The sequence below is a fragment of the Bordetella tumulicola genome (genome assembly GCF_054779135.1).
Genome location: NZ_BAAGYU010000006.1, coordinates 946557 through 970855, shown reverse-complemented (window position 1 = coordinate 970855; position 24299 = coordinate 946557). Strand labels below are relative to the sequence as shown.

The following is a 24299-nucleotide window of genomic DNA, read 5'->3' as shown; positions in this document are numbered from 1 at the left end:
CGTGCGGACACATCAGCCTCCTACCAGGACCGGCGTCTCCCGGTAGCGGTCGGGATATTCCTTAGCCAGGTTCTCTACCTTGGGCTGATCGTTGATGACAATGTATAGACTGTCGGGATGATGCACCAGGTAGTCCTGGTGATATTGCTCGGCTGGATAAAAACCCTGCAGATTCTCGATCGTGGTTGCCACTGGACGGGGATAGACGCCCGAGCGGTCTAATTGGGCGATGTAGGCTTGGGCAACCTGCCGCTGCGCTTCGCTGGAAGGAAAAACTGTCGATCGATACTGGGTGCCTGTATCGGGGCCTTGCCGATTGCGCTGGGTGGGATCGTGGGCCACTGAAAAATAGATCTGCAATAGTTGCCCGTAGCTGATGCGACTGGGGTCGTAGGTAATCTGCACGGCTTCGGCGTGGCCGGTGCTGCCGCCGCTGACGGTGTTGTAGTCGGCCGTGTTGGCGTTGCCACCGGCATAGCCCGATAGGGCCTGGGTGACCCCCTCGACGTGCTGAAACACAGCTTGTACGCCCCAGAAACATCCACCAGCGAGCACGGCGGTGGCCGTTTTGGCGCCGCCTGCGGACAAGTCGGCCGCGGGCGGCGGGATATGAAAGACGGTTTCGGCGGCGCGGCTCGGCGCGAGGAAGGCGAACCAGGCACTGCCGGCCAGTAGGGCTGCGCCAGCCAACCTGAAGTAGGTGCGGCGGGCATAGTCGCTAGGATTTGCGGCTGATGTGGCGCGTGTGGGGCTCATGGTGAACTCCTGTAGGATCGTTTTTCAAGAGGCCGTCGCGGTGAAGGCCAGAGCCACACCATTCATGCAGTAGCGTAATCCGGTGGGCTTGGGGCCGTCGTCGAAAACATGGCCTAGATGGCCGCCACAGCGACCGCAATGCACGGCGGTGCGCACCATGCCAAAGCTACGGTCGCTCGTGGTACCGATCGCGTGCGGCAGCGGCTGCCAGAAACTAGGCCAGCCGGTACCACTGTCGAACTTGGTATCTGATGAGAACAACGCCTGTTCGCAGCCAGCGCAGGCATAGGTGCCATCGCGGTGTTCATGGTCCAGGGGGCTGGAATAAGGCCGTTCAGTATCGGCCTGGCGCAATATGGCATATTGCGTCGGGGTCAGCAGGACACGCCATTCGGCGTCGCTGTGCATGACGGCAAAGGTTTGCGCCGCACGCGCTTGCGCGCTCGGGCCGGCCAGCGCGCCCAGCATCGCGGCCAGGGTGGCGCCGCCGCTGGCGGCCAGAAATAGCCTGCGAGTCGATTTCATGATTTGCTCCTATGGGCCGGTAGCGTTTGCGAGCGGGCGCCACCGGCTACGCCGCGACGGGCGATTATTTTTTCATGCCATCGTGGGACATTCCGTCTTTCGTCATGCCGTCTTTGGACATCGAGCTCTTGGACATACCGTCTTTGGCCATGCCATCCTTGGACATCGAGTCTTTCGACATCCCGCCCTTCTTCATACCGTCCTTGGACATCGAGTCTTTCGACATTCCATCCTTCTTCATGCCATCCTTGGACATCGAACTCTTGGACATGCCGTCCTTGGACATGCCATCCTTGCTCATGTTGTCGGCGGCATAGGCGCCGCCGGCCGCCAGGGCCAGGCACATCGAGACAGCGTAGATCGCGCTTTTTTTCATGGTGAAAGCTCCAGTTTGTTGCGGCGTCGCCGCGGGAAAAAATCGTTAGCTGCCGCCGAACCAGTTGTATCCCTGGTCTTCCCAGTAACCGCCAGGAAACGTGTTCGTCACGTAGATGGCCTGGATATGCTTGGGATTTTTGTAGCCAAGCTTGGTCGGCATGCGCAGCTTCATGGGAAATCCGTATTCGGGCGGCAGCGGTTGGCCGTCGTAGGTCAAGGCCAGCAAGGTTTGCGGGTGCAGCGCGGTGGGCATGTCAATGCTCGTGTAGTAGTCATCGGCGCACTTGAAACCCACATACTTGGCCTGCAGATCGGCGCCCACATGCCTCAGAAAATCCGCAAAGCGTACGCCACCCCATTTGCCGATGGCGCTCCAACCCTCTACACAGATGTGACGCGTGACCTGATCCTCCTGGGCCATCGCGCGCAACTGATCGAGACGCCAGGCACGCTTGTCGTTCACCAAGCCAGCCAGCTCGAGCCGGTAGTCGGTCTCGTCGACCTGCGGCACGTCTTCGATGCCGTAATAGGCATTGAAAGGAAACGGTCGCGTGATCATCGATTCAGGGTAGGTGGGTGCCAATTGGCCGGGATCGAATATCCATCCCTGCACTCCATCATTGAAGCGGGACACAGCGGTCAGGGCTTGTTCGACGCTTTCGTCGTCGCTGAGGCTGCAACCCGACAATAGTGCCAGCCCGCCCAGGCTCAGTGTGCGCTGCAGGAACGCGCGGCGTGTCGGCTGTTCAATACGCGGGGCAAGTAGCTTGCGTGCCTCTCGCAGGATGGCCGGGCCATCCAGACCGGGCAGGGTAGGGCGTTTGCGCGGAGTCATTCCGTATCCTTTATTTGCCGCGAATCATGGTCAGCAGGGTGCGCGGCACCAGCGCTACCATCAACACATGCACCATCACGAATGCGGCCAGCAGCGCCATCGCGATGAAATGCACATAGCGGGCCGCCTCATAACCGCCCATCAGCGCGCGCAGCGTTTCGAACTGCACGGATTTCCAGAGCACCAGGCCGGACAGCACCAATACCGCGATGTCGAGCATGATGAACAGATACGCCAGCCGCTGTACGGCGTTGTAATCTCGTGGATCGGCATGCGACAGGCGGCCGCGTAGCGCGGCGCCCAGGTCGGCGGCAATAGTGCGAGGCGACAGCGGGAAAAAGCGGCGTAGCAGGCGGCCACTGCCCAGGTTCATGCCCAGGTACAGCAATCCGTTGCCGGCCAGCAGCCACATGCCGGCAAAATGCCACTGCAGTGCGCCGCCCAGCCAACCCCCCAGGGTGATACCCGCCGGAAAAATGAAGTCGAACAGAGGCGATGCGTTATAAATACGCCATCCGCTGGTGATCATGATCAGCACAGCCAGCGCGTTCACCCAATGGGTTATGCGCAGCCAGACGGGGTGAACGACCCGGGTATCGACCGCGGTGCCAGCCTGCGGATAAGGATGCAATGGAGTAGCCATGTAGGCATTCTTGCCTGCCCCCCATGGCGAAGTCCTCACGAAAACTTAAATTAAATGTGATAACTAGCACGCCGCAATTGGCGACAATAGGGGGTAACCGGCACGTACTGCCCTCCCATATTTCCCACCCGCATTTCCCTCTATCGTCATATGTCCAAGCGCATCCTGATAGTCGAAGACGACGTCCATATCGCAGACCTGCTGAACTTGCACCTGCGCGACGAGGGCTATGCGGTGACCCACGCGGCAGATGGCGAAGCGGGCTTGCGCCATCTGGAATCCGGACGTTGGGACGCGCTGGTGCTGGATTTGATGCTACCGGGCGTCGATGGCCTGGAAATCTGCAAGCGCGCCCGCGCCATGACGCGCTATACGCCTATCATCATTACCAGTGCACGTTCCAGCGAAGTACACCGCATTCTGGGCCTGGAGTTGGGCGCCGACGACTATCTGGCCAAGCCGTTCTCGATGCTGGAGCTAGTGGCTCGCATCAAGGCGTTGCTGCGCCGTGCCGACGCGCTGGAGCGCAACGCCCGGCTGGATGCGGGGCGGCTTGACGTATCGGGCCTTTCCATCGATCCCGTCGCGCGCGACGCCACGGTCGATGACCGGCCGCTGGATCTGACGCCGCGCGAATTCGATTTGCTGTATTTTTTTGCGCGCCATCCAGGCAAGGTATTCTCGCGCATGGACTTGCTGAACCAGGTGTGGGGCTATCAGCATGAAGGCTACGAACACACGGTCAATACCCACATCAACCGGCTGCGTACCAAGATCGAAGCCGATCCGTCCGAGCCCAACCGCATCCTGACCGTGTGGGGCCGAGGCTATAAATTTGCCGCGGCGGCCGCCGGAGAGCCGACATGAAGCGCCTCACCCTCACCCAGCGCCTCTCGGTAGTGTTCGCGCTGCTGCTGCTGACCTGCTGCGGGGCATCTGCCTTGTTGCACATGGCTGCCAATGAACGCTATCAACAAGAAGTCGTGCAGCGACTGTCCAGCGGCCTGGCCGCGCACATCGCCGGCAGCCGCCCACTGATGGATGCCGATGGCTGGAAGCCAGAGTCGGTGCGCGTGCTGTTCGATCAATTGATGGCCGTGAACCCGGCGGTAGAGGTTTACCTGCTGGGTAACGACGGCCGCATCGAGGCCGATGCGGCGCCAGCCGGCCATGTCAAACTGGACCGGGTAGACATGGGACCCGTACGCCGTTTCTTGGCCGGCGATGCCTTGCCTATCCTGGGTGTTGATCCGCGAAATACCGGCGTACGCAAGGCGTTTAGCGCGGCGCCGATTCGGATCGGTGGGCAAGATCGCGGCTACGTTTATGTGGTGCTGCAGGGCGAGGCGCACGATGCCCTGGCCTCCATGGTATCGGCCAGCGCGGTCCTGCGCACCACGCTGTGGTCGATTGCTCTGGTCACGCTGCTAGGGCTGGTGGCTGGGCTGGCGGCGTTTGCGCTTATCACGCGGCCGCTGCGCGCACTGACGCAAGCGGTGCGCAATTTCGACGGCGATGGCGCCGCCGCAGCGGCACTCTATCGAGCCGACGACACCGACGGGCATGGCGACGAGATCGCCGTGCTGCGGCGCGCGTTCGGGCAGATGGGGCAGCGGATTGCTGAGCAGTGGCGCGAACTGACGAGGCAAGACCAGCAGCGGCGCGACCTGGTCGCCAATATCTCGCACGACTTGCGCACGCCGCTGACGTCGCTGCATGGTTACCTGGAAACCTTGCGCTTCAAGGACCAAGCGCTGCAGCCCGATGAGCGGCGCCGCTATCTGGATATTGCCCTGGGCCAAAGTGGCAAAGTCGGTCGGCTGGCTCAGGAACTGTTCGAACTGGCCCGGCTCGAATCCGGGCTGGTGCACCCCGAGCTCGACACGTTCGCATTGCCGGAGCTGGTGCAGGACGTGATCCAAAAATTTGAGCTGGCAGCCGAAGCCCGGCGTCAGCGCCTGAGCACTGATTTCCCCAGTGCGTTGCCGCCCGTGCGTGCCGACCTGGGCATGATCGAGCGAGTGCTGACCAACCTGCTCGACAATGCCATCCGTCACAGTCCCCCGGGTACTGACATTCAGGTGCGGCTGGGCAGCGCGGGCCAGGAGGTGGAGGTGCAGGTCAGCGATACGGGTCCGGGGATCCCGGCCGAGCTGCGCGCGGGGCTGTTCACGCGCGCTTCGGCGCTCAGCCAGCACCGGCGTGACGGCGGAGGGCTGGGACTGGTGATCGTGCAGCGCATTCTGCAACTGCACCGCAGCGAAATTCGTCTGCTTGACGAACCCGGACAAGGTGCGGTGTTTCGGTTCGATTTACCAACGGGACGATAAGCGAAACCTTCGGGTACCAAGAGAGCGTCGAAATGGAAGCTAGGTTCGCATCTGCCACGCATTGTTGGTCGTCATCGCGCCTTTGAACTGCTGTTCACGGGGCGTGTCTTCGATGCCAAGGAGGCGGCAGAGATGGGATTGGTGTCGCGGGTGGCGTCATCTGGGCAGGCAATGACGGTGGCTAGAGAGCTTGCCAACACGCTGTGCACCAAGTCGCCCGAGGTTGTGCGCAATGGCCGTCAGGCGTTCATGCACGCCAACGACAATGGCTATCGTGCCGCGGTTCGGGCGGCTGCGGACAGCTTCTGCGTAGCCGCCGGACGGCCCAGTGCCCGGGAAGGCATTGCCGCTTTTGTTGAAAAGCGCAAGCCCGTCTGGCCGGCCGATGGTTGATGTTTATCTCTAGTGGTTTCCCGCGTGTAAGTGCATCACCTAAGATCGATAGGGGGACGACTTGAATTACTTGCGTGTGGGTCTTGCCTTTCTGCCAATTCCATCATCAGATGCCCGGTTGACCCATTCCCTCAGGAGCCTTAACTGAATTGACCGGGCTTCGATGAGGATTCTCGAAAATATCTTCGACAGACCGCTTGAAAAGCGTGCTGATCCGAAATGCCAAGTCTAAGGATGGGTCGTGCTTTTCCGTTTCGATGGCATTGACGGCTTGGCGAGAGACACCCAATCGCTGCGCCAGATCCGCTTGCGTCCAGGCAGCCTCGGCGCGCAGTACTCGTAATCTATTTTTCATTCACTTGCTCGTGCGGACAAAGGGCGAAGCCAGCGCGTACATTGCCCAGAAGAATGGATAGATGAGCCAACCGGGAATATGGGGCGCAGCCGCGTAAGTCTCGCCAAATCCCCATGCTGTCCAGAGCGTCATCGCAGCGCCCGCGGCCAGGATGAAGCACTTGGCGACAATCACGCGCACGTATTCATCGCTCTCAGCCATGAGCCGCAGGGTGGCCCAGATCTGACCCGCCACAGGCAGGGCGACCGCCGCGGCAATCACCCATCCTTCGGGCTGTCCCAGGACGCTGTCGAACAGCCCCAGGATGGCGGCGACGTTGATCAGTATGTAGATCCCCATGAAGGAAAAAGTGCGAACGATGTAAGTACGAACAGTCGAAGGGGGGTGCAGACGATTGATGCCAGTATGCATACTGAAGGTTCCTTGTAAAGTAAACATGACTTTAATGATGTCAAGAAAACCTGTCAATAAGTAATTAACTCATTACATTGTTGTGAGTCTGTGATCTGTCCTCTGGACCCGGAGCACCCACCACATGGCCTGTCAGCGGTTCAGGCCATAAAGGCCCGCACCATGTCGCGGAGGTGGTGCTGTAGCGCGCCCGCCTTGTCCTCGTCGTAGGCGTAAGGCGGCCTCTCTTCCATGTAGGTCATCTGCGACAGTTCAAGCTGGATGGCGTCGATGCCGTGGTCCGGGTTGCCGTACCGGCGCGTGATGTAGCCGCCCTTGAATCGGCCGTTGAGTACTGCGTTGTATTCCTGTGCTTGGCGCGTCAGTGCCATGATGCGGTCGGCAAGTTCAGGCCGGCAACTGGCGCCGTCGGCGGTACCGAAGTTGAGGTCTGGCAAGCGACCCTCGAACAGGCGGGGTATTGTGGATCGGATTGAGTGGGCGTCCCACAGCCGGGCGTATCCATGCAAGCTATGCAGACGCTGCAGTTCTGTCGCCAGCGCGTCATGATACGGGCGCCAGTACTGCTCTACGCGCTGCGCGATTTCAGTATCGTTCGGTTCTTGGCCGGGCTGGTAGAGCGCCAGCTTGTCGAAAGTATCGAGGGGACACAGGGCCGTGGTGTCGCGCCCGGGATATAGGTTGGAGTTGTCGGGTGGACGATTCAGGTCGATGATGTAGCGAGAGTGAGTCGCCACGATCAACGAGGCATCCAACTCAGTGGCAAAGGCATAGAGTTTTTCAAGATGCCAGTCGGTGTCGTCCAGCGGCGCCGCATATTGTGTCATGCGGCGCGCGTAGGCATCGGGCAGTTCGGTGCCGACATGCGGCATCGAGATCAGCAGGGGCGATTTTCCTTGTCGCAGTGCAAAAGCGGGCAAGATGCGGTCGATCATAATGTGTGGCTCGTTGATGAAATATCGTTCAGTGGTGTGGCCGTTCGAGAACTCGGCCACGATGTGCCGCCCGCTGACATGCGCCGTGTCCGTCCAGACCGAGCCGTGCGCGGTCATCAAGTTGAGTACACGGCAGGGGCCTGCATGCAGGTGGGCCGTTACCGCGGCGTGTCCATCGAAAGTGCAGGCGTCACCGCGAACGCGTAACAGGACGTCGCCCTCATCCGCGATCTGCAGGGTCAGTCCGCCACCGTCCAACAGCACCAAGGTGCGCCGCACGCCGGGAAAGGACGAGAAGGCGCCTGTCTGTTTGATATCGGCAAGGCTAAGGCGCCACACAAGCGGGGCGTTGACATCGCTGGGGCAGCGAGCGATCTCGCGGGTGGTGCCGCCGCCGTTGCGCCAGCATTGCACGGGCAGGTCTTGTAGGAACAGGGTGCGAGGCGTGCCGGGCATCAGCGGATCTCCGGGTAGCCGCGCGCGAGGGCCTCGCGCTCCATGTCGATCAATCGTACGTAGCGGGCCGCTTCGGGCAACACGAAGCGCGCCACCCTAGCATCGCGCAATAGCTGTGCGTGCTGCGGATCTTCGTGCATCGTGAGCAAGACCCGCGACAGGCGTGCCGCGGTGGCACTGTCCACATCGGGACCGGCCACTAGCAACGGGTTGGGCGTCCAGGGGGTATAGGCCAGCGTGCGCAACCCAGCCAGTGCATCGGCGTCGTGTACGCGCAGCAGGTCCAAGTACCAGCCGTCCACGGCGGTCAGGTCAATCTCGTTACCGGCCAGTGCGCGCAGCAGGCCGCGCGGATTGCCGTACGGCCCCTTGGACTCGCTGAACAATGCCCCGCCGTGGATTGCCAACTTGGCCAGTACCGCGCGTGGCGCATTCCAGCCGGATTGCGAATCGCGCACCATCCAGCCGTAGCGGCTACCGGCCGCGTCGGCAAGTGTGCACCATGGACTGTCCGCACGCACCAGGAACTCGCTGCGGTAGCGTGGCTGGCCTTGGTAGGCCGGCCAGTCCGGCACGACGCTGGCAACGGCGGTGTAGGCGCGCCCTGCTTGCAAGGCCAGTGCGTAGGGCCAGCCGCACATGAATGCGCCGTACAGCCCGGGCAGACCCCATAGTTCGCCAATGGGTGTCGGCCAGCGGTACTCGACGAATCGCGCGTCCAGGCCGGCACGTGCTTGCGCGGCGCCCAGCAGCGCATGCCAGGCGGCCTGTGCGGCGGGGGCCACGTCGTACATGCGAGTCGAGGCGATGAGTTCCATCATGCGCCTAGGCGAATTTCAGCGTTTGGCCCAAGCCCATTTTTCGCGCCTTCTGAAGCATGGCGTAGCCCAGTGCGATGTCGGTCGTGGATAGGCCGCGATGCCAGAAGAGGATGGTTTCGTCATCGCGCTCGCGACCGGGCTTTGCGCCGGCTACGATCTGGCCGATCTCGGCGTGCAGATTCTCTTCGGTGATACGGTCGCTGTCGACGTGCGCGCGCAGCGAGCCATAGGGCAGACCCTTGCGGCACTGGCCCCAGTCGTCGACCACGACCTTGCTCATGATGTCGGTTAGGCTCAGTTCTACCGCGCTCATGGTGCCGTAGGGCATGACTAACGCACCCGGCTTGATCCATTCTGTCTTGAGCAGCGGCGTGGGTTCTGGCAGGCGCGAGGCCTCGACGATGATGTCGGCGCCGCGTACGCAAGACTCCCAATCGTTGACCACTTTGACCGGCTTGTTTAGGTCCCTGGATAGGCGCTCACCGAAGGCCCTCTGACTTTCGGGACGGCGGGAATGCACCCGGATCTCATCGAAGTCGTACAGGCTATCGAGCAGCCGCACGTTCCAGTACGAAGTGCCGCGCGAGCCGATGTGGCCCAGCACCTTGCTGTTCTTGCGCGCCAGGTGCTTGGCGCCCAAGGCGGTGACCGCGCCGGTTCGCATGTCGGTGATGGCGGTGGCGTCGATGACGGCCAACGGCTTGCCGTTGACGGGATCAAACAGGTTGAGCAGCGCCATCTCTGAAGGCAGGTCGATCTTGTAGTTGTCCACGAAGTCGCTGACAACCTTTACCCCTGCGATATGCAACGGTTCGACGTAGCCGCGCAGCACGTTGAAATGTCCCTTGGCCGAGGACTCGGGCACCAGGTGCATGCGCGGCTCGATGACGGTCTTGCCGCGGCCTTGTGCGTCCAGCGCGCTTTCCACGGCATCCAGGATCTCCGCGTCGGTCAGGTCCAGCGCATGCACGTCGGGCCCGTTAATGTAGGTGATGTCGATGGACTGCATGGTGTCTCCTCGGTTATTGAATGGGTTGAATGCCGGCTTTCTTGACGATGGCGGACCACTTGCGAGTCTCGTCCTGGATCGTACGGGTGAAGTCCGCGCGGTTGGAGCCGGCCGGATCCACGCCCAGACCGGCGAATTTCTGGCGCACTGATTCTTGTTGTACGGCAGCTGCGATATCGGCCTGCAACTTGTCAAGTATGTCTGCCGGGACCTCGGCGGGGGCGACAATGCCATACCAGGAGGTCACGTCGAAACCTGGGTAGCCGCTTTCGGCGACGGTAGGCACGTCTTTCAGTTGTGGCAGACGCTCGGGGCTGGCGACCGCCAAGGCCCGCAATTTGCCGGCCTGAATTTGCGGCAGCACGGTGGACACGCCCGCGAACATCATGTCGACGTTGCCGGCCACTACATCATTGACGGCGGCCGCCATGGCGTTGTACGGAATGTGCCGGATGACTATGCCGGCGGACTGATTGAGCAGTTCCCCGGCCAGGTGCGCGCCGCTGCCAGGCCCGGGTGACGAGTAGTTGAGCTTGTCGGGGTTCTGGCGGGCGTAGTCCACCACTTCTTTGAGGGTCTTGGCAGGTACGCCGTCATTGACCACCAGCACGTTTGGCGAGGTGGCCAGCAATGTCACGGGGGCGAAGTCCTTGGCCGTATCGAAGGGCAGTTTTGTGTAGAGCAGCGGGTTGACGGTCATGTTGCCCGCTGGCGCCAGGGCCAGCGTGTAGCCGTCGGGCTTGGCGCGGGCCACGTAGTCCATACCGATGTTGCCCGAGGCACCCACCTTGTTCTCGATGATGACGGGCACGCCCCATTGTTTGCTGAGTTCTTGTCCGACGATGCGCGGCAGGGCGTCGGCGATGCCACCCGCGCCAAAGGGCACGATGATGGTGACGGGTTGATCGGGATACTTTTCATTGGCGCCAAGCGCCGGCGCCGTGGATAAGACGCTGGCCAAGATGACACCGGTTATGCGGATGGCGAGAGACGTGTTCATGATTTCCCCTATGCAGATCTCACTGCTGTATTGACCCGATACTCACTGTGCGGCGTCGCGGGTCTCTTCAAGAAAGCGGCCAGCACGCGCGATGTCGTCGGCCAACCGCCGGTCTTCCGAAAGAAATGCCACCTGTGCGCGGAACGCCTGGAGCAGGGCACTGGTGCCTTGGCCCAGTGAGCGTTGCGGATCAGCGCGGGTGCGCAGGTCTACGGCCTGCGCCGCGTGCATCAGTTCGATGCCCAGCAGGGTGCGGAGCAGCCGCACTTGCTGTCGGACGCGTTGTGCGGCCAGCGGCGCATTGGTAGCCACGTCTTCGATGTGCCCGGCGACGACCAGCGCATCCGATGACACCGGGTGGGATAGCGCACGTATTTCGGTGGCCAGTGCCGAGACCGGCTTTTGGATAGTGGTGTACGCCAGTGTCTTGCTGTCGGGGGACAAAAAGCGCGACAGTTGCGTAAAGGAAGGGTCGCCCAGGCGCAGTACGCGTTGCGCTGATGATTGCGCGACATGCGAAAGCGCCACGCCAACCGATTCTAGTGGCACGACCCAGACCGTGGGGTCAAAGCCGGCGCTGGGCAGGATGGCTCCGCGTACATTGCCCTGGGTAACGTAGTAACGCGCCTCTTGCGGCGTGACGCCGACGGGCGGCACGGCGTCTAGCGCCACAGTGGGGTTGTCATCTGAGCTATTGATTTGGATGGTCAACTGCGCGTTTAGCGTCCGAAGGGCCTCGCGGGCCGCGCCGTTGACCTGGCTGACAGTGCGAAAGCTCAAGGGATCTTGCAGCCGTCGCTTGTCGTCCACTTGCCAGAGTGCGCTGCCCTTCAACAAGTCGAGGATGCGTCGAGCGGTCTGCTGTTGCCCCGCGTACGGACGCTGGGCTTGCGTGGCCGGCAGCAGGGGCGCGATGTTGCCGTTCAGACCCTCGAGCGACAGGGCCGCGACTTCGTCGGCGCGATCCAGTATCTGCTCGGCATCGTGCGCCCCCAAGATGGCCAGCGCGGCGCCGTACGCATTCGAACTAAGCAGCGATAGCGCGTCTTTGGCGTAAGGCTTGACTGGCTCAATAGCGGCATCGCGCATGGCGCGCGCCGCTGGCATGATCTTGCCGTCGACTTCGACTTGTCCTTCGCCCATCATCGCTAGCCCGATCTGCGGCAGAATGCCGATGTCGGCCTCGCCCACAGATCCCTGACCCAGCACCACCGGCGTCAGGCCCTTGTTCAGGAACGCCACATACTGGCGTACCAGCGCAGGACTCATACCGGTGCCGCCGAACAGCGCCGTGTTCAAACGCACCACCATCGCGGCGCGAACCACGTCGGCAGAGGCCGGTTCGCCGTAGGCCACAGTATGCGACAGCAGCATGCGGTGGTTGAAGGCTTCGGACAGCGCGCGAGCCTGGTCCGATACCGTGTCGCCCGAGAAAATCGTCTGGTCTTTGTTTTGTCCCACGCCGCGGTTCAGACCGTAGACGGGTTGGCCCAGGCGCGCATACTCCAGCAGCAACTCGTGCGAGCGGGCCACACGCCGCCAGGCGGCATCGGTGGGCGCCACGGCCTGGCCGTGACGCGCCACGTCGATCACTTGAGCGGCCGTCAACGACTCGCCGTCCAATGCCAGCGCTGTTTGCCGAACGGAGATATTGGTAGTGGTCTCGTGGTGTTCGGCCACCACGCTGGCGGCGTGGGCGCCAGGTGCCAACAGGGTGCTGGTAATACATGCCAGGGCTATGAACGCTGTGCCGGCTTTAAGCCGCAATGACAGGGGTAGAGTCGGTAAAGCTCGGTCCGCGGACCGTAGGGGGTAGTGCATTACAACTCCTTGGGCGCGAAGGGGGGTAGGGCACTTCTAGGTTTTGAGCATTGGCAGGTCGAGCCCGACGGCTTGGGCGCAGTCGATCGCGATGTCGTAACCGGCGTCGGCGTGGCGCATCACGCCGGTAGCCGGATCGTTGTGCAATACGCGCGCCAGGCGCTGATCGGCTTCGGCCGTACCGTCGCAGACGATGACCACGCCCGCGTGCTGCGAGAAACCCATGCCCACGCCGCCGCCGTGATGCAGCGACACCCAGGTGGCGCCGCCGGCAGTGTTGAGCAACGCGTTGAGCAGCGGCCAGTCGGATACGGCGTCCGAGCCGTCGCGCATGGATTCGGTTTCACGGTTGGGGCTGGCTACCGAACCCGAGTCGAGATGGTCGCGGCCGATCACGATGGGCGCGCTCAGTTCACCCGTTCGCACCATTTCGTTGAAGGCCAGAGCCAGTCGCGCGCGGTCGCGCACGCCTACCCAGCAGATGCGCGCCGGCAGTCCCTGGAAGGCAATGCGCTCGCGCGCCATGTCGAGCCAGTTGTGCAAATGCTTGTCGTCCGGGATCAATTCCTTGACCTTGGCGTCGGTCTTGTAGATATCTTCGGGGTCGCCCGACAGCGCTACCCAGCGGAACGGTCCGATGCCTTCGCAGAACAGCGGTCGGATATAGGCGGGGACGAAGCCGGGGAAGTCGAAGGCGTTGGTCACGCCCTGTTCCAACGCGACTTGCCGGATGTTGTTGCCGTAGTCCAGCGTGGCGGCGCCGCGCGCTTTCAGTTCGAGCATGGCGCGTACGTGTACGGCCATGGATTGCTTCGCCGCGGTCACTACGGCTTCGGGATCGCTTTGGCGTTTGTCGCGCCAGGTATCCATGGTCCAGCCTTGTGGCAGGTAGCCGTTCAAAGGGTCGTGAGCCGATGTCTGGTCGGTCAGGCAGTCAGGCGTAATGTTGCGGCGGACCATTTCCGAGACGACATCGGCGGCGTTGCCCAGCAGACCCACCGAGACCGCGCGATTCTCGGCCCGCGCTTTTTCGACGATCGTCAGCGCATCGTCCAGCGAGGTAGCCTTGACGTCGATATAGCGAGTACGGAGTCGGAAATCGATGCGCGACTCGTCGCATTCCACGGCGATCATGCTAAAGCCCGCCATGGTAGCTGCGAGCGGCTGCGCGCCACCCATGCCGCCTAGCCCCGCAGTGAGAATCCAGCGTCCCTTTGGGTCACCGTCGAAATGCTGATTGGCGACCGCGTAGAACGTTTCGTAGGTCCCTTGCACGATCCCCTGCGAACCGATATAGATCCAGCTGCCGGCCGTCATCTGGCCATACATCATGAGGCCCTTACGGTCGAGCTCATGGAAGTGTTCCCAGGTGGCCCAGTGTGGCACCAGGTTCGAATTCGCCAATAGGACGCGGGGCGCATCGGCGTGGGTCTTGAAGACGCCTACCGGCTTGCCCGACTGGATCAGCAGGGTCTCGTCGGCCTCAAGCCGGCGCAGCACTTCCAGGATCTTGTCGTAGGCAGGCCAGTTGCGGGCAGCGCGACCGATGCCGCCGTACACCACTAATTCGTGCGGGTGTTCTGCGACCTCAGGGTCCAGGTTGTTCTGGACCATGCGATAGGCGGCCTCGATCAACCAGTTCTTGCAGCTCAGGGTGTTGCCCCGGGGCGCGCGGATTTCGCGCGAGGCATCGTGGCGGGTGGGGGTGTTCTCGCTCATGGCTTGTCTCCGTCAGGTTTCTATTGGCTTTGGGCGCCTTGGCCAGGCTGCGCAGGTACGGTGGCGTAGCCGCTCAAGCGGTACGAGTCGCCCGGATGGATCAGGCGGGCGAACGTCGCGATATGAGGGGACGTCCAGGTGCGCCGCAATACCTGCAGGCAGGCCTGTGGGTCTGCGAGGCCCAGCCAGGCGGCGATCTCGGCGTTAGGCAGGATGGCTTCGATGGTGTGCTCCACCGCCGACAGGGGCGCCACGCGGCTCAGATACGCATTGGGCGTTTCGCGGCTGAAGTCCTGCTCGAGGTATCTCGGGGCGGTTTGGGGATTGACGTAGCGGTCTTCCAGTTGCACCGGCACGTCGTTGTCCAAGTGCAAGATGACTGAATGGAAGACGGGGTTGCCGGGTGCGATACCCAGCGCAATGGCGATGCCGTCGGTGGCCGTGTCTTGTTCGAGCGTGATGATGCGATTGCTGTAGCGGTGGCCTCGTTCGGCGATCTCGTCCGCAATGTTGCGTACTTCCAGCACGGGCAACATGGGCCGGCGTTCAGCCACGAAAGTGCCCACGCCCTGGCTGCGCACGAGCATGCCGTCCTGGGTGAGTTCGAGGATGGCGCGGCGCGCTGTCATGCGTGACACGTCGAACTGGGCGGCAAGCTGGTTCTCGGAGGGCACCTGTTCATTGACGGCCCACTGGCCCGACTCGATGTGCTCAATGATGTGCCGCTTGATGCGAGCGTAGGGGGCGAGGGGCAGGTCGCGGAGTGCGGCATTCATAGAGGGCTTCCAACAGGGTCATCGATGGAATGATTTAACTTGGATATACAAGTATAGTCAAGTAAACTTTCGTCCTATGCTTATTCAGAATAAGGAGCCGTTCCATGGCGCATCCAGGGACCGACAGGATTTGGGATACGTTGATTGTCAACGCCCGGCTGGCGACCTTCGCACCGGAGCGCGAAGGCGACTACGGCGTGGTCAACGATGCCGATGCACTGGCGATTGACCAAGGCCGCATCGTCTGGATCGGCGCTGCGGCCGACCGGTCAGCCCGGCATCAGGCAGCGGTCACGATCGACGCTGGTGGTCAGTGGGTCACACCGGGCCTGATCGACTGCCATACGCATCTGGTCTACGCCGGCTCACGTGCGCGTGAATTCGCGTTGCGCTTGAATGGCGCCAGCTACGAAGAAATATCGCGTGCGGGCGGCGGCATCGCCTCTACCGTACGCGCCACTCGCCACGCCAGCGAGTCCGCACTTATTGAGCAAGCTCGGCCGCGGCTGCGGGCGTTGATGCGCGAGGGGGTCACTACAATCGAGATCAAGTCAGGCTATGGTCTGAATCGCGACACCGAGCTGGCAATGCTGCGCGCCGCGCGTCACTTGGGCGAAACTGAGGCAGTCACGGTGCGCACGACCTTTCTGGGTGCGCACGCTTTGCCGCCCGACTATGCGGGCAGAGCGGATGCTTATATCGACATTGTTTGCGACGAGATGCTGCCTGCGGCAGCCGAGGCCGGGCTGGTCGATGCCGTGGACGTCTTCTGCGAAAACATTGGCTTCGATGTCGCCCAGACTGAACGCGTGTTCAAGACCGCCGCTGCACTCGGACTGCCGGTAAAACTGCATGCCGAACAACTGAGCAACCTGGGCGGCAGCGAACTGGTGGCGCGGTACGGCGGCCTGTCATCGGATCACCTGGAGCACCTGGACGAGGCGGGCGCGCGTAGCCTGGCCGCTGCCGGTACGGTGGCGGTGCTGCTGCCGGGCGCCTATTATTTCCTGCGTGATACCCATACGCCGCCCATCGCTTTGCTGCGCAAGCACGGTGTGGCGATGGCGGTGGCCTCCGACTGCAATCCCGGCACCTCTCCCTACGCGTCGCTGCTGCTGATGCTGAACATGGCGTGTACGTCGTTCCTGATGACGCCAGCCGAAGCCCTTAACGGCGTGACACATGTGGCGGCGCGGGCTCTGGGCATGGACAAGGACATTGGTAGTCTGGCCGTGGGCAAGCAGGCCGATCTGCTGTTCTGGCAGGTGGCCGATCTGGCCGAACTCTGCTACAGCTACGGCACGCACCTGCCCACTCGCGTGTTGCGCGCGGGCGTTGCACGTAGCGCCTAAACCTTATCAACCCTGCACCGCTGGACATTCCAATGCGCTATTTCGCAAGCTCTGCATTATTGCCCGATGGCTGGGCCGACAATGTCGTCCTGGATGTGGACGAGGGCGGCACGTTGCGGGGCGTCGCGCTCGGGCAGGACTGCCCGGCCGATGCCGAGCGCTTGGGCGGCTTCGTGGTGCCGGGTCTGGCCAACGTACATTCGCACGCCTTCCAGCGCGCCATGGCTGGCCTGACCGAATTCAGGGGGCATTCGCAGGACAGCTTCTGGACGTGGCGCGACCTGATGTATCGCTATGCCTCGCGCATCACGCCCATGCAGATGGGTGACGTAGCGCGCTGGCTCTATATCGAGATGCTTAAGGCCGGCTATACCGGTGTGGCCGAGTTTCACTACTTGCATCACGACGTCGGCGGTGTGCCCTATGCGCCGGCAGGCGAAATGTCGCACTGCCTGCTACGCGCGGCAGAAGATACCGGTATCGCCATTACTCTGCTGCCCGTGCTGTATGCCTATAGCGGCTTCGGTGGCCGGCCGGCCACCGACGGACAGCGTCGCTTCCTGCACGATCTGGATGGCTACGCGGTCCTGCTTGCCGACTTGCATACCGAGTTGCGCGGCACGTCGCGGGCACGTCTGGGCATGGCCTTTCATTCATTGCGTGCGGTGGACGCCACGCAGATCGCCGGCGGACTCCAGGCGCTGAACGCGCTCGACCCACAGGCGCCCGTGCATATTCATATCGCGGAGCAGACGGCCGAAGTGCAAGACTGCGTGCGTTGGTCGGGTCTGCGGCCGGTGCAATGGCTGTTCGCGCACGCCCCGGTCGATGCGCGTTGGTGCCTGGTGCACGCCACGCACCTGGACGATGCCGAAATTGGTCAAATCGCGGCCAGCGGTGCGGTGGTAGCTATCTGCCCCAGTACCGAGGCCAACTTGGGCGATGGTTTTTTTCCCGCGCGACCGTACCTGGATGCGCCGGGACCATCGAACTGGGCCATCGGGTCGGATAGCCACATCACGGTGGATGCGGCCGACGAGTTGCGGCTTCTGGAGTATGGCCAGCGTCTGCTCTATCGGCAACGCGCCGTGCTGGCCAGCGCGACCTGCCCCTCTGTCGGTCGCAGCCTGTACACAGGCGCCGCGATCGGCGGCGGGCAGGCGCTGGGCCGCGATTGCGGTCGTCTGGTCGTTGGCGCACAGGCCGACTGGGTTGTACTTGATCCCGTTCATCCGGCCCTGGCGGGCCGGCGTGGCGATGCCGTGCTGGACAGCTGGATCTTCGTAGGCCAGCGCGCTTGTGTGCGAGACGTGATGGTGGGAGGGCAGTGGCAGGTGCGCGAAGGACGGCACACGCAAGAGGAGCAGGCTTACCAGGCGTTCCGTCGCGTAATCGACAGCCTGCGAGCGAATTCAGGCTAGCATTTTTGTCACATGCTCTCCGAGCTCGCGGTTGACTGCCCGATCACGCGCATCCCAGTCAGGTGGCGGATTTCCCCTGCCCGACTTGCTCTAAACACGCGATAAGCACCGTCGTCGCTTTCATAGGCGCGCTTGCAGGGACAAACCTACTCGAGCTTGATACCCGCTTCGTCGACCACCTTCTTCCATTTGTCGATCTCTGTCTCCAGCGCGCGCTGAAAGTCCGCGGGTTGACTGCCGACGGTCTCGATGCCATCCTGCGCCAGCCGTGCTTTGAGTTGCGGATCGGACAGCACTTTCACAATCGCGGCGTGCAGGGTCTGGATCACCGGTTGGGGTGTGCCGCTCGGCGCCAGCACCGCATGCCAGGCCGATGCTTCGTATCCGGGCAGGCCGGCTTCCTGTACCGTGGGCACGTTGGGCAGCAAGGGAGAGCGGCGCGAGCCGGTAACGGCCAGCGCCTTGACGTTGCCGGCTTCGGCTTGCTTGGAGGCGGACGCCGCGTCGCCGAAAGTCATGTCGACTACCCCACCGACCACGTCCAGCAAAGCTGGTCCCGCACCCTTGTACGGGACGGGAATGACCGAGATGCCGGCTTGCCGCGTGAAGAGTTCAACCGCCAGGTGTGATGAGCTTCCCTGTCCGGCTGTCGACAGCGTGAGCGTGCCGGGCTCGCGCTTGGCAAGCTCGATCAACTCGCGCAGATTGGCGACCGGTAGTTTGTTCTTGACGGCCACCACATAGGGATAGCTGGTCAATTGGGTGATGGGGGCAAAATCCTTGCGCGCATCGTAGGGCAGTTTGCTGTAGACGGCGGGATTGATGGCGTTCGGGCCGCTTTGGCCCAGCAGCAGCGTATAGCCGTCGGGGTCGGCCTTGGCCACGGCGTCGGTGCCGATGATGCCGCCCGCCCCTCCGCGATTGTCGATGATGAATGATTGGCCGAGTTGTTCGCCTACGCCCTTGAATACCAGGCGAGCCACGATGTCAGCGCCGCCGCCGGCGGCAAACGGCACGATGACGCGCACGGGTCGTTCTGGATAGGCCGCCTGGGCCGCCGTTGCGCCCAGCAAGGCAGCAGCGCCCATGAGCAGTCGCGGGAAGAGGCCGTGTGCCGCCACTTTTAGTAAATCAAACATGAGGAAATCTCCGTGTGCGGTTAGTTTTTTTGATTAATGTCTGGCAGACTGCGTCAATGCTGCTCGCGCTCATGCTTTGCCGGCGGCCTGGCCGCGCACTTGCACACCCGCTGCTTCTTCGACGTAGCGAATGATCTCGGTCAGGTCGGCGTCGTTGCCGAACTTGTCTCGTGTATCGTCGACCAAGCGGCGAGCCGCATCGCCGACCCGCAGGGGCACGCCCAACTGTTCGCTTTCTTCCAGGCATAGGCGCACATCTTTGGCCGACAAGCCGATCGCAAAGCCAAAATCGAAACTGCGCGTCAACACGAAGCGCGGAATCTTGTCTTCCGATGCATTGGTGCGGCCCGATCCGGAGTTGATGACCTGCAGCATGACGTCCGGATCCAGGCCAGCCTTTACGCCCATGACCATTAATTCTGAGGTAACACTCAATGCCGTTACGGAGATGAGGTTGTTGATGACTTTCATGGTTTGCGCCATGCCGGCTTGCTCGCCGACGTAGACTGACTTGCCCAGTGCGGCAAACACTTCTTGCAGGGCGTCATAACGGGCACGTGGACCGGAAATCATCAGAGCCAGCGTGCCGCGTTTGGCGCCCGTTACACCGCCGCTGACTGGGCAGTCGATGCTGTCTATCTTCAATGCCCCCAGGCCGTCGGCCAGCATGCGCGCCGCTTGTGAACCACTGGTGGACAGGTCGACCACGGTGCGCACGACGCTGCCGCGGGCCAGGCCTTCTTCGCCCAGCGCTACCTTCAACACGATATCGGGTGTTGGCAAAGACACTAGCACAGTGGCCGCGGCATCAGCCACGGCCTTCGGGGATGAGGCGATCTGGGCCCCTTTGGCGGCCAGCGCCTGTAGTGCGTCGGGCTGGGTGTCGTAGATCGTCAAGGTGTAGCCGGCGTCGAGCAGGCGTTCGGCCATGGGGTGGCCCATGCGGCCGATGCCCACGAAGCCTAGATGTTTTTCCGTCGTCATGATGCGTCTCGCTGTCGTAAAGGTGATGTAGGGTCGATCGCCACCCGGAACCGCTATGCGGCCGTCCAGCCACCGTCGATAGGCAGTGTCGCGCCGGTAATGTCGCGGCCGGCCTCGCTGCACAGGAAGATGACCAGGGCGGCTACGTTTTCCATCGAGACAAACCGGCCTGTGGGCTGGCGCGTCGCCAGGTAGTCGCGTTCGGCCTGTTGCGGCGACACACCGGTGCGCTGCGCAATCTCGGCGATACGGTTGACGATGGCGGGTGTGGGCGCGGTGCCAGGCGCGACGGCATTGCAGGTAATCCCGCTGGCCGCGGTTTCGACGGCCAACGCGCGGGTCATCCCCAGCAAGGCCGTCTTGGTGGTGACGTAGCCAATCCGGTTAGGGGTTGCGCCAGCGCCATACACCGAAGATAAATTGATGATGCGGCCCCACTGCTGGGCCAGCATGCCGGGCAGCGCCAGGCGCGCCAGATGAAAGGGCGCCGAGAGATTGACCGCCAATGACTCGTCCCAATGCTGGCGGGGCAGTTCGTGTGCGGGCTCAAAGTGACGGATGACCGCATTGTTGACCAGGATATCAACACGGGGAATATCGTCGAGCGCCTGACGCATCATGGCCTCGACTTCGTCGACGTTGCGCAGGTCCGCATGCAGCAGCCGCACCTGGGTGCCATGAGCGCTGGATAGCGTCGCTTGTGCGTGACGGGCGGCCTCATCGACGTGCAGGCAGTGCATGATGATGGACGCGCCCGCAGCGGCAAGGGCGTCGGCAATGGCATAGCCCAACCCGGCCTCTGCGCCCGTGATCAGGGCATGTCGCCCTGCAAGCGGGGTGCTCATCCGAGCGCTCCGCCGCCGGTCGTGGGGGCGACATCCAGGCGGACGATCTTTCCTTGCAAGGCGGGTTCCGGGGCAGGGTAGCGCAGCATGACCTGGGGATCATGCCCGGGCACGATATGGTCTTCCGATTCTGCCAACTCACGCACGATTCGGTAGCCCTCCAGCATGTCGCCGACGTTATAGACAACCGGGAAGGGGGCGCTATTACCTATGTTGCCGTAAAGGTGGCTGGCATCGGACGCCAGCACGACCCAGCCACGCTGCGTCCAGACCCGGACGATCTGCAAGCCTCGGGTGTGGCCACCGACCAGGTGCAGCGTCAGGCCAGGCGCCACTTGCGCCGTCCCGTTGTGAAATGTGACGCGGCCCGCATAGAGCTTGCGCACATATTGCACGATGTCTTCGACGTCGTAGGGATGGCGCAGTGGCGCGTGGCACATGCAGCGCCCGGTGACGTAGGTGGGTTCGGCGTCCTGCACATGGAAGGTCGCGGCCGGAAAATCGGCCAGCGTACCCGCGTGATCGTAGTGCAGGTGTGTAAGAATGACGTTTTGGACCTGGGCCGCATCGATGCCCAGCAAGGCCAGGCCGGCGGAGGGCCGCATGAACAGCTCGCGACCGCGCTGGCGCGCCGCCTCTTCGCCAAACCCGGTATCGACCAGATAAATCTCGTCGCCGCGGCGCAGTACCCATACGTAGTAATCAAGGTCGGATTCAGCGTCGTGGAAATCGACCTTGCCCAGATAGTTGTCCGCCGCTATGCGTCCGGCATGGCGGGCATAGCGGATCGCAAACACGTCGAAAGGTGCGCAATTCACAGTGTCTCCTCGTTGAGAGTGCGTTTTTATAAATACAATAGGATTGTATTATAGTAATACGTAATGTGGTGGCAAGTGGATGTTCCGCTGCCCCGCTTTACTCAACGGAGACACCATCATGGCATTGCGGCCTGAATTTCAAAGCGAGCAGTTTCAAAAGGGCCTGGAAGTCCGCCGATCCGTCGTGGGCGACGTCTATGTGGACAAGTCGCTCAACGGGGCCGACGATCTGACCGCTCCGTTGCAAAAGCTGGTTACAGAGTACTGTTGGGGAGAAGTCTGGACCCGCCCCGGGCTTGAGCGCAAGACGCGCAGTTTCTTGAACCTGGCCATGCTGATTGCGCTGAATCGGCCGAACGAACTGCGCTTGCATATGCGCGGCGCGATCAATAACGGTGTAACCAAAGACGAGATCGTCGAGGTGGTGCTGCAGGCGGCCATCTATTGCGGCGTCCCCGCCGCACTGGACGCCATGAAAGCGGCACGCGAAGTGATTACCGACATGGAAAAAGAGGGCGCCTTTGGCTAACCGGCCTGAGCGTGGCGCTTGCGTTGCCGGTAATGCGTGGCCGCATTGTCGGCCGCGGGCCAGGGCACATTAACCTTGCATCGGGCCGTGGCGTCAGTCGACCGCGGCCGCGTGTTCCATCGAACGCTGCAGGATAGCGATGGCAACGCTGGCGGCATTGCGCACGTGCAGGCTGCCTGCCTTGCGGGCGGCCCTGGCATTCCGTGCCTCTAGGGCCTGCAGCAGGTCGGAAATCTCGGCCACGCTGTGCTTGGCGCGGCCCGGCGCTTGCATCGACGTCGAGCGCAGCAGCATGACACGCGAATTGAGTAGGCGCAGGGTGGAGGTCAGGGCTTCGTTGCCTGCACCATCAAGCAACTGCTGATAGAAGGCGTTCTTGGCGGCGATCTGTTCCAGCGCGGTGCCTCGTGTCAGCGCGCGCTTGAGCAATTGGAAAGCCTCGCGCAGGGCATCCAATTGGGCGTCGGTGGCTTCTTGCGCAAACAGTTGGCAGGCCAGGCCTTCGAGTTCTTCGCGGACCTGATAGATACCGCGGGCCTGCTCCGGCGAGAGCCGCTCAACCACCGGACCGCGATGCGGGATGACGATGATCAGCCCTTCGGATTCCAGTTGGCGCAGCGCCTCTCGCACCAGGGTGCGACTGACGCCGGTCATTTCGCAAAGTTCGCGTTCGGGCAGGCGTTCACCCGGGCGAAAGCGGCCGACCAGGATGGCATTGCGAATGCTCTCGGTCACGCTATGCCGCAGCACGGATGCAACGCGCTGGACTTTGAAATTGTCTTGGGGCTCTACGGAGGAAGTCATGCGTTCGTGATGCCGAATGAAAAAGGTGTCCGTCGCGCGCCAAGCGCCCCGGACACCGGTGAAAGGGTAGCCCTGATCAATTGTTTGCAGTCTTGCCCAGCACCTTGCGGATACGCTCAAGGTAGGCAGGGCCATCGAATCCTACTTGCTGGGCACGCTTGTTCCATGCGTCATAGGAGGGGCCGATGTATTGCTTTTGCATTAGTTTAGCCCGTTCTGCCTCGGGGGCGACCCAGAACGTCACGCCCTTCTTTTCCATTTCCTGTTTGGCATTGTCGACAAAGACGTCGTAGTTGCCAAAAGCCTCTTGTTGCAGTGCCTCCATCGCGCCCTGTACTTGTTCCTGCACGTCTGGCGGCAATTTCTGCCAGCTGTCGGGATTGACGAGGATGGCCCAGCCGTTCACCGGACCCAGACTCCAGTTCTGCACGTTCTTGGCAATGCGCCAGAATTCCAACGCGCCGCCTACGCAGGTCGAGATGAACAGGCCGTCGATCACGCCGCGTTCCAGCGCGGGAAATATCTCGGTGGTGGGCATGGCGACCGGCTTGCCGCCCAGAGCATTGACCACTTCGGCGGTCTGCGGGTTGTGCACGCGCAGGCGCTTGCCCTTGAAATCCTCGAGCTTGTGGATAGGATCTTTGGAGAACAACTGCTGGGTGCACCAGGCGCCTTCCGCCAGTACGATGGCGTTCCATTTGTCCTTCCAGATCTTGCGCGTGTCTTCGCACCAAAAGGCGTCGCAGACCTGCTTGTATTCCTTGATGTCGTTGATCAGCCCGGGCAGGTTAAAGATGCCCATGCGCGGCTCGTCGGCGGCAAGATAGGTGTGCAATGCCGCGCTCATATCGACGCGACCCTCTCGTACAGCCGTCGCTATCTGAGCGGGCGGCACCAGGGAATCGCTGACGGTGACTTTGACCTTGCCGTCGGTCGCCTTGGCAACCCGTTCGGGCACCGAGGCGGTAAGGATGGAATAGCCGTCTCCCGGGGCGGTGATGACGGACATGGTCAGGTCGTAGGTCTGAGCGGCCGCGACGCCACTCCAGCTTGTGGCGCAGAGCGCCGCCGCCATGAGCGCGGCACAAAGGCCGGCAGGTTGCCGGATGTCTCGGGTCATAGTGCTCCTCCTGGTAGTAATGCGCAGTGCGCTGTAAGAAATTCGAGCATGCAATAATACAATATGCATATAATATCGTCATAACATAATTCCAGATGGCTCGCTCCGTCAGGGAAAACCACCA

Annotated in this window: 26 protein-coding genes and 1 pseudogene; 6 read left to right on the top strand and 21 right to left on the bottom strand. The window is 62.3% G+C overall.

The features are described from left to right. Positions 1-12 precede the first annotated feature (12 nt). The 5 genes from msrA to ACYVDM_RS08220 form a co-directional block, all read right to left on the bottom strand. Positions 13-756, bottom strand: coding sequence for a peptide-methionine (S)-S-oxide reductase MsrA (gene msrA, locus ACYVDM_RS08240; protein WP_415792071.1), 744 nt, complete (start codon positions 754-756; stop codon positions 13-15). Positions 757-780: 24 nt separating this feature from the next. Further along, positions 781-1281 carry a peptide-methionine (R)-S-oxide reductase MsrB gene (msrB, locus tag ACYVDM_RS08235; protein WP_415792070.1) on the bottom strand — a complete coding sequence of 167 codons (501 nt, stop codon included), beginning with the start codon at positions 1279-1281 and terminating at the stop codon, positions 781-783. 64 nt (positions 1282-1345) lie between these two features. Beyond that, positions 1346-1657, bottom strand: coding sequence for a pentapeptide MXKDX repeat protein (locus ACYVDM_RS08230; RefSeq protein ID WP_415792069.1), 312 nt, complete (start codon positions 1655-1657; stop codon positions 1346-1348). 45 nt (positions 1658-1702) lie between these two features. Beyond that, the gene (locus ACYVDM_RS08225; protein WP_415792068.1) at positions 1703-2494 is read right to left on the bottom strand and encodes a molybdopterin-dependent oxidoreductase; all 792 of its coding nucleotides are present in this window, start codon (positions 2492-2494) and stop codon (positions 1703-1705) included. Positions 2495-2504: 10 nt separating this feature from the next. Next, positions 2505-3137 (bottom strand): cytochrome b/b6 domain-containing protein, encoded by a 633-nt coding sequence (locus ACYVDM_RS08220; protein WP_415792067.1) that lies wholly within the window; start codon positions 3135-3137, stop codon positions 2505-2507. 150 nt (positions 3138-3287) lie between these two features. On the opposite strand from ACYVDM_RS08220, the gene ACYVDM_RS08215 reads away from it, so the two are divergent. From ACYVDM_RS08215 to ACYVDM_RS08205, 3 genes are read left to right on the top strand one after another with little or no spacing between them, the layout of a single operon-like run. Next, positions 3288-4004, top strand: coding sequence for a response regulator transcription factor (locus ACYVDM_RS08215; RefSeq protein WP_415792066.1), 717 nt, complete (start codon positions 3288-3290; stop codon positions 4002-4004). After that, positions 4001-5467, top strand: coding sequence for a sensor histidine kinase (locus ACYVDM_RS08210; RefSeq protein WP_415792065.1), 1467 nt, complete (start codon positions 4001-4003; stop codon positions 5465-5467). Before ACYVDM_RS08215 ends, ACYVDM_RS08210 begins: the two co-directional genes overlap by 4 nt. A 51-nt stretch (positions 5468-5518) precedes the next feature. Continuing rightward, positions 5519-5860: an enoyl-CoA hydratase/isomerase family protein gene (locus ACYVDM_RS08205; RefSeq protein WP_415792110.1), complete on the top strand. Its 342-nt coding sequence runs from the start codon at positions 5519-5521 to the stop codon at positions 5858-5860. A 106-nt stretch (positions 5861-5966) separates the two neighbouring features. Here ACYVDM_RS08205 and ACYVDM_RS08200 read toward each other — a convergent pair whose 3' ends face one another. The 10 genes and pseudogenes from ACYVDM_RS08200 to hutC form a co-directional block, all read right to left on the bottom strand. Further along, the gene (locus tag ACYVDM_RS08200; RefSeq protein WP_415792064.1) at positions 5967-6215 is read right to left on the bottom strand and encodes a helix-turn-helix transcriptional regulator; all 249 of its coding nucleotides are present in this window, start codon (positions 6213-6215) and stop codon (positions 5967-5969) included. Beyond that, the gene (locus ACYVDM_RS08195; protein WP_415792063.1) at positions 6216-6626 is read right to left on the bottom strand and encodes a hypothetical protein; all 411 of its coding nucleotides are present in this window, start codon (positions 6624-6626) and stop codon (positions 6216-6218) included. A gap of 140 nt (positions 6627-6766) precedes the next feature. After that, the gene (gene hutG, locus ACYVDM_RS08190; protein ID WP_415792109.1) at positions 6767-7561 is read right to left on the bottom strand and encodes an N-formylglutamate deformylase; all 795 of its coding nucleotides are present in this window, start codon (positions 7559-7561) and stop codon (positions 6767-6769) included. A 30-nt stretch (positions 7562-7591) separates the two neighbouring features. Next, positions 7592-8017 (bottom strand): annotated as a pseudogene (locus ACYVDM_RS08185) (HutD/Ves family protein); the annotation flags it as partial. Continuing rightward, on the bottom strand, positions 8017-8838 hold the full coding sequence (locus ACYVDM_RS08180) for a phosphate/phosphite/phosphonate ABC transporter substrate-binding protein (RefSeq protein WP_415792061.1): 822 nt from the start codon (positions 8836-8838) through the stop codon (positions 8017-8019). The gene ACYVDM_RS08180 and the pseudogene ACYVDM_RS08185, both read right to left, overlap by 1 nt. Positions 8839-8842: 4 nt before the next feature. Continuing rightward, positions 8843-9847 carry an ornithine cyclodeaminase family protein gene (locus ACYVDM_RS08175; RefSeq protein WP_415792060.1) on the bottom strand — a complete coding sequence of 335 codons (1005 nt, stop codon included), beginning with the start codon at positions 9845-9847 and terminating at the stop codon, positions 8843-8845. 13 nt (positions 9848-9860) lie between these two features. After that, complete coding sequence (locus tag ACYVDM_RS08170) at positions 9861-10847, bottom strand: Bug family tripartite tricarboxylate transporter substrate binding protein (protein WP_415792059.1); 987 nt, start codon at positions 10845-10847, stop codon at positions 9861-9863. A gap of 42 nt (positions 10848-10889) precedes the next feature. Beyond that, positions 10890-12668, bottom strand: a complete 1779-nt coding sequence (locus tag ACYVDM_RS08165) for an HAL/PAL/TAL family ammonia-lyase (RefSeq protein WP_415792058.1) — start codon at positions 12666-12668, stop codon at positions 10890-10892. 36 nt (positions 12669-12704) lie between these two features. Next, on the bottom strand, positions 12705-14387 hold the full coding sequence (gene hutU, locus ACYVDM_RS08160) for a urocanate hydratase (RefSeq protein WP_415792057.1): 1683 nt from the start codon (positions 14385-14387) through the stop codon (positions 12705-12707). Positions 14388-14407: 20 nt separating this feature from the next. Beyond that, entirely contained in the window at positions 14408-15163 is a 756-nt protein-coding gene (gene hutC, locus ACYVDM_RS08155) for a histidine utilization repressor (RefSeq protein ID WP_415792056.1), read from the bottom strand. A 104-nt stretch (positions 15164-15267) separates the two neighbouring features. Here hutC and hutI point away from each other — a divergent pair, with 104 nt between their 5' ends. Beyond that, entirely contained in the window at positions 15268-16515 is a 1248-nt protein-coding gene (gene hutI, locus ACYVDM_RS08150) for an imidazolonepropionase (RefSeq protein ID WP_415792055.1), read from the top strand. A 32-nt stretch (positions 16516-16547) separates the two neighbouring features. Next, positions 16548-17936 (top strand): formimidoylglutamate deiminase, encoded by a 1389-nt coding sequence (locus ACYVDM_RS08145; RefSeq protein ID WP_460475334.1) that lies wholly within the window; start codon positions 16548-16550, stop codon positions 17934-17936. A 146-nt stretch (positions 17937-18082) separates the two neighbouring features. Here the strand turns inward: ACYVDM_RS08145 and ACYVDM_RS08140 are convergent, their stop codons facing one another. From ACYVDM_RS08140 to ACYVDM_RS08125, 4 genes are all read right to left on the bottom strand, one after another. Then, positions 18083-19075: a Bug family tripartite tricarboxylate transporter substrate binding protein gene (locus tag ACYVDM_RS08140; protein ID WP_415792052.1), complete on the bottom strand. Its 993-nt coding sequence runs from the start codon at positions 19073-19075 to the stop codon at positions 18083-18085. Positions 19076-19144: 69 nt separating this feature from the next. Next, positions 19145-20059: an NAD(P)-dependent oxidoreductase gene (locus ACYVDM_RS08135; protein WP_415792051.1), complete on the bottom strand. Its 915-nt coding sequence runs from the start codon at positions 20057-20059 to the stop codon at positions 19145-19147. Positions 20060-20112: 53 nt separating this feature from the next. Beyond that, positions 20113-20904: an SDR family oxidoreductase gene (locus ACYVDM_RS08130; RefSeq protein WP_415792050.1), complete on the bottom strand. Its 792-nt coding sequence runs from the start codon at positions 20902-20904 to the stop codon at positions 20113-20115. Beyond that, positions 20901-21722, bottom strand: a complete 822-nt coding sequence (locus ACYVDM_RS08125; protein ID WP_415792049.1) for an N-acyl homoserine lactonase family protein — start codon at positions 21720-21722, stop codon at positions 20901-20903. Before ACYVDM_RS08125 ends, ACYVDM_RS08130 begins: the two co-directional genes overlap by 4 nt. 118 nt (positions 21723-21840) lie before the next feature. On the opposite strand from ACYVDM_RS08125, the gene pcaC reads away from it, so the two are divergent. After that, positions 21841-22251 carry a 4-carboxymuconolactone decarboxylase gene (gene pcaC, locus ACYVDM_RS08120; RefSeq protein WP_415792048.1) on the top strand — a complete coding sequence of 137 codons (411 nt, stop codon included), beginning with the start codon at positions 21841-21843 and terminating at the stop codon, positions 22249-22251. A 93-nt stretch (positions 22252-22344) separates the two neighbouring features. Here the strand turns inward: pcaC and ACYVDM_RS08115 are convergent, their stop codons facing one another. Both ACYVDM_RS08115 and ACYVDM_RS08110 read right to left on the bottom strand, forming a co-directional pair. Further along, positions 22345-23055, bottom strand: coding sequence for a GntR family transcriptional regulator (locus ACYVDM_RS08115; protein ID WP_415792047.1), 711 nt, complete (start codon positions 23053-23055; stop codon positions 22345-22347). A gap of 76 nt (positions 23056-23131) precedes the next feature. Continuing rightward, positions 23132-24175: a TRAP transporter substrate-binding protein gene (locus ACYVDM_RS08110; protein ID WP_415792046.1), complete on the bottom strand. Its 1044-nt coding sequence runs from the start codon at positions 24173-24175 to the stop codon at positions 23132-23134. Between the last annotated feature and the right edge of the window lie 124 nt (positions 24176-24299).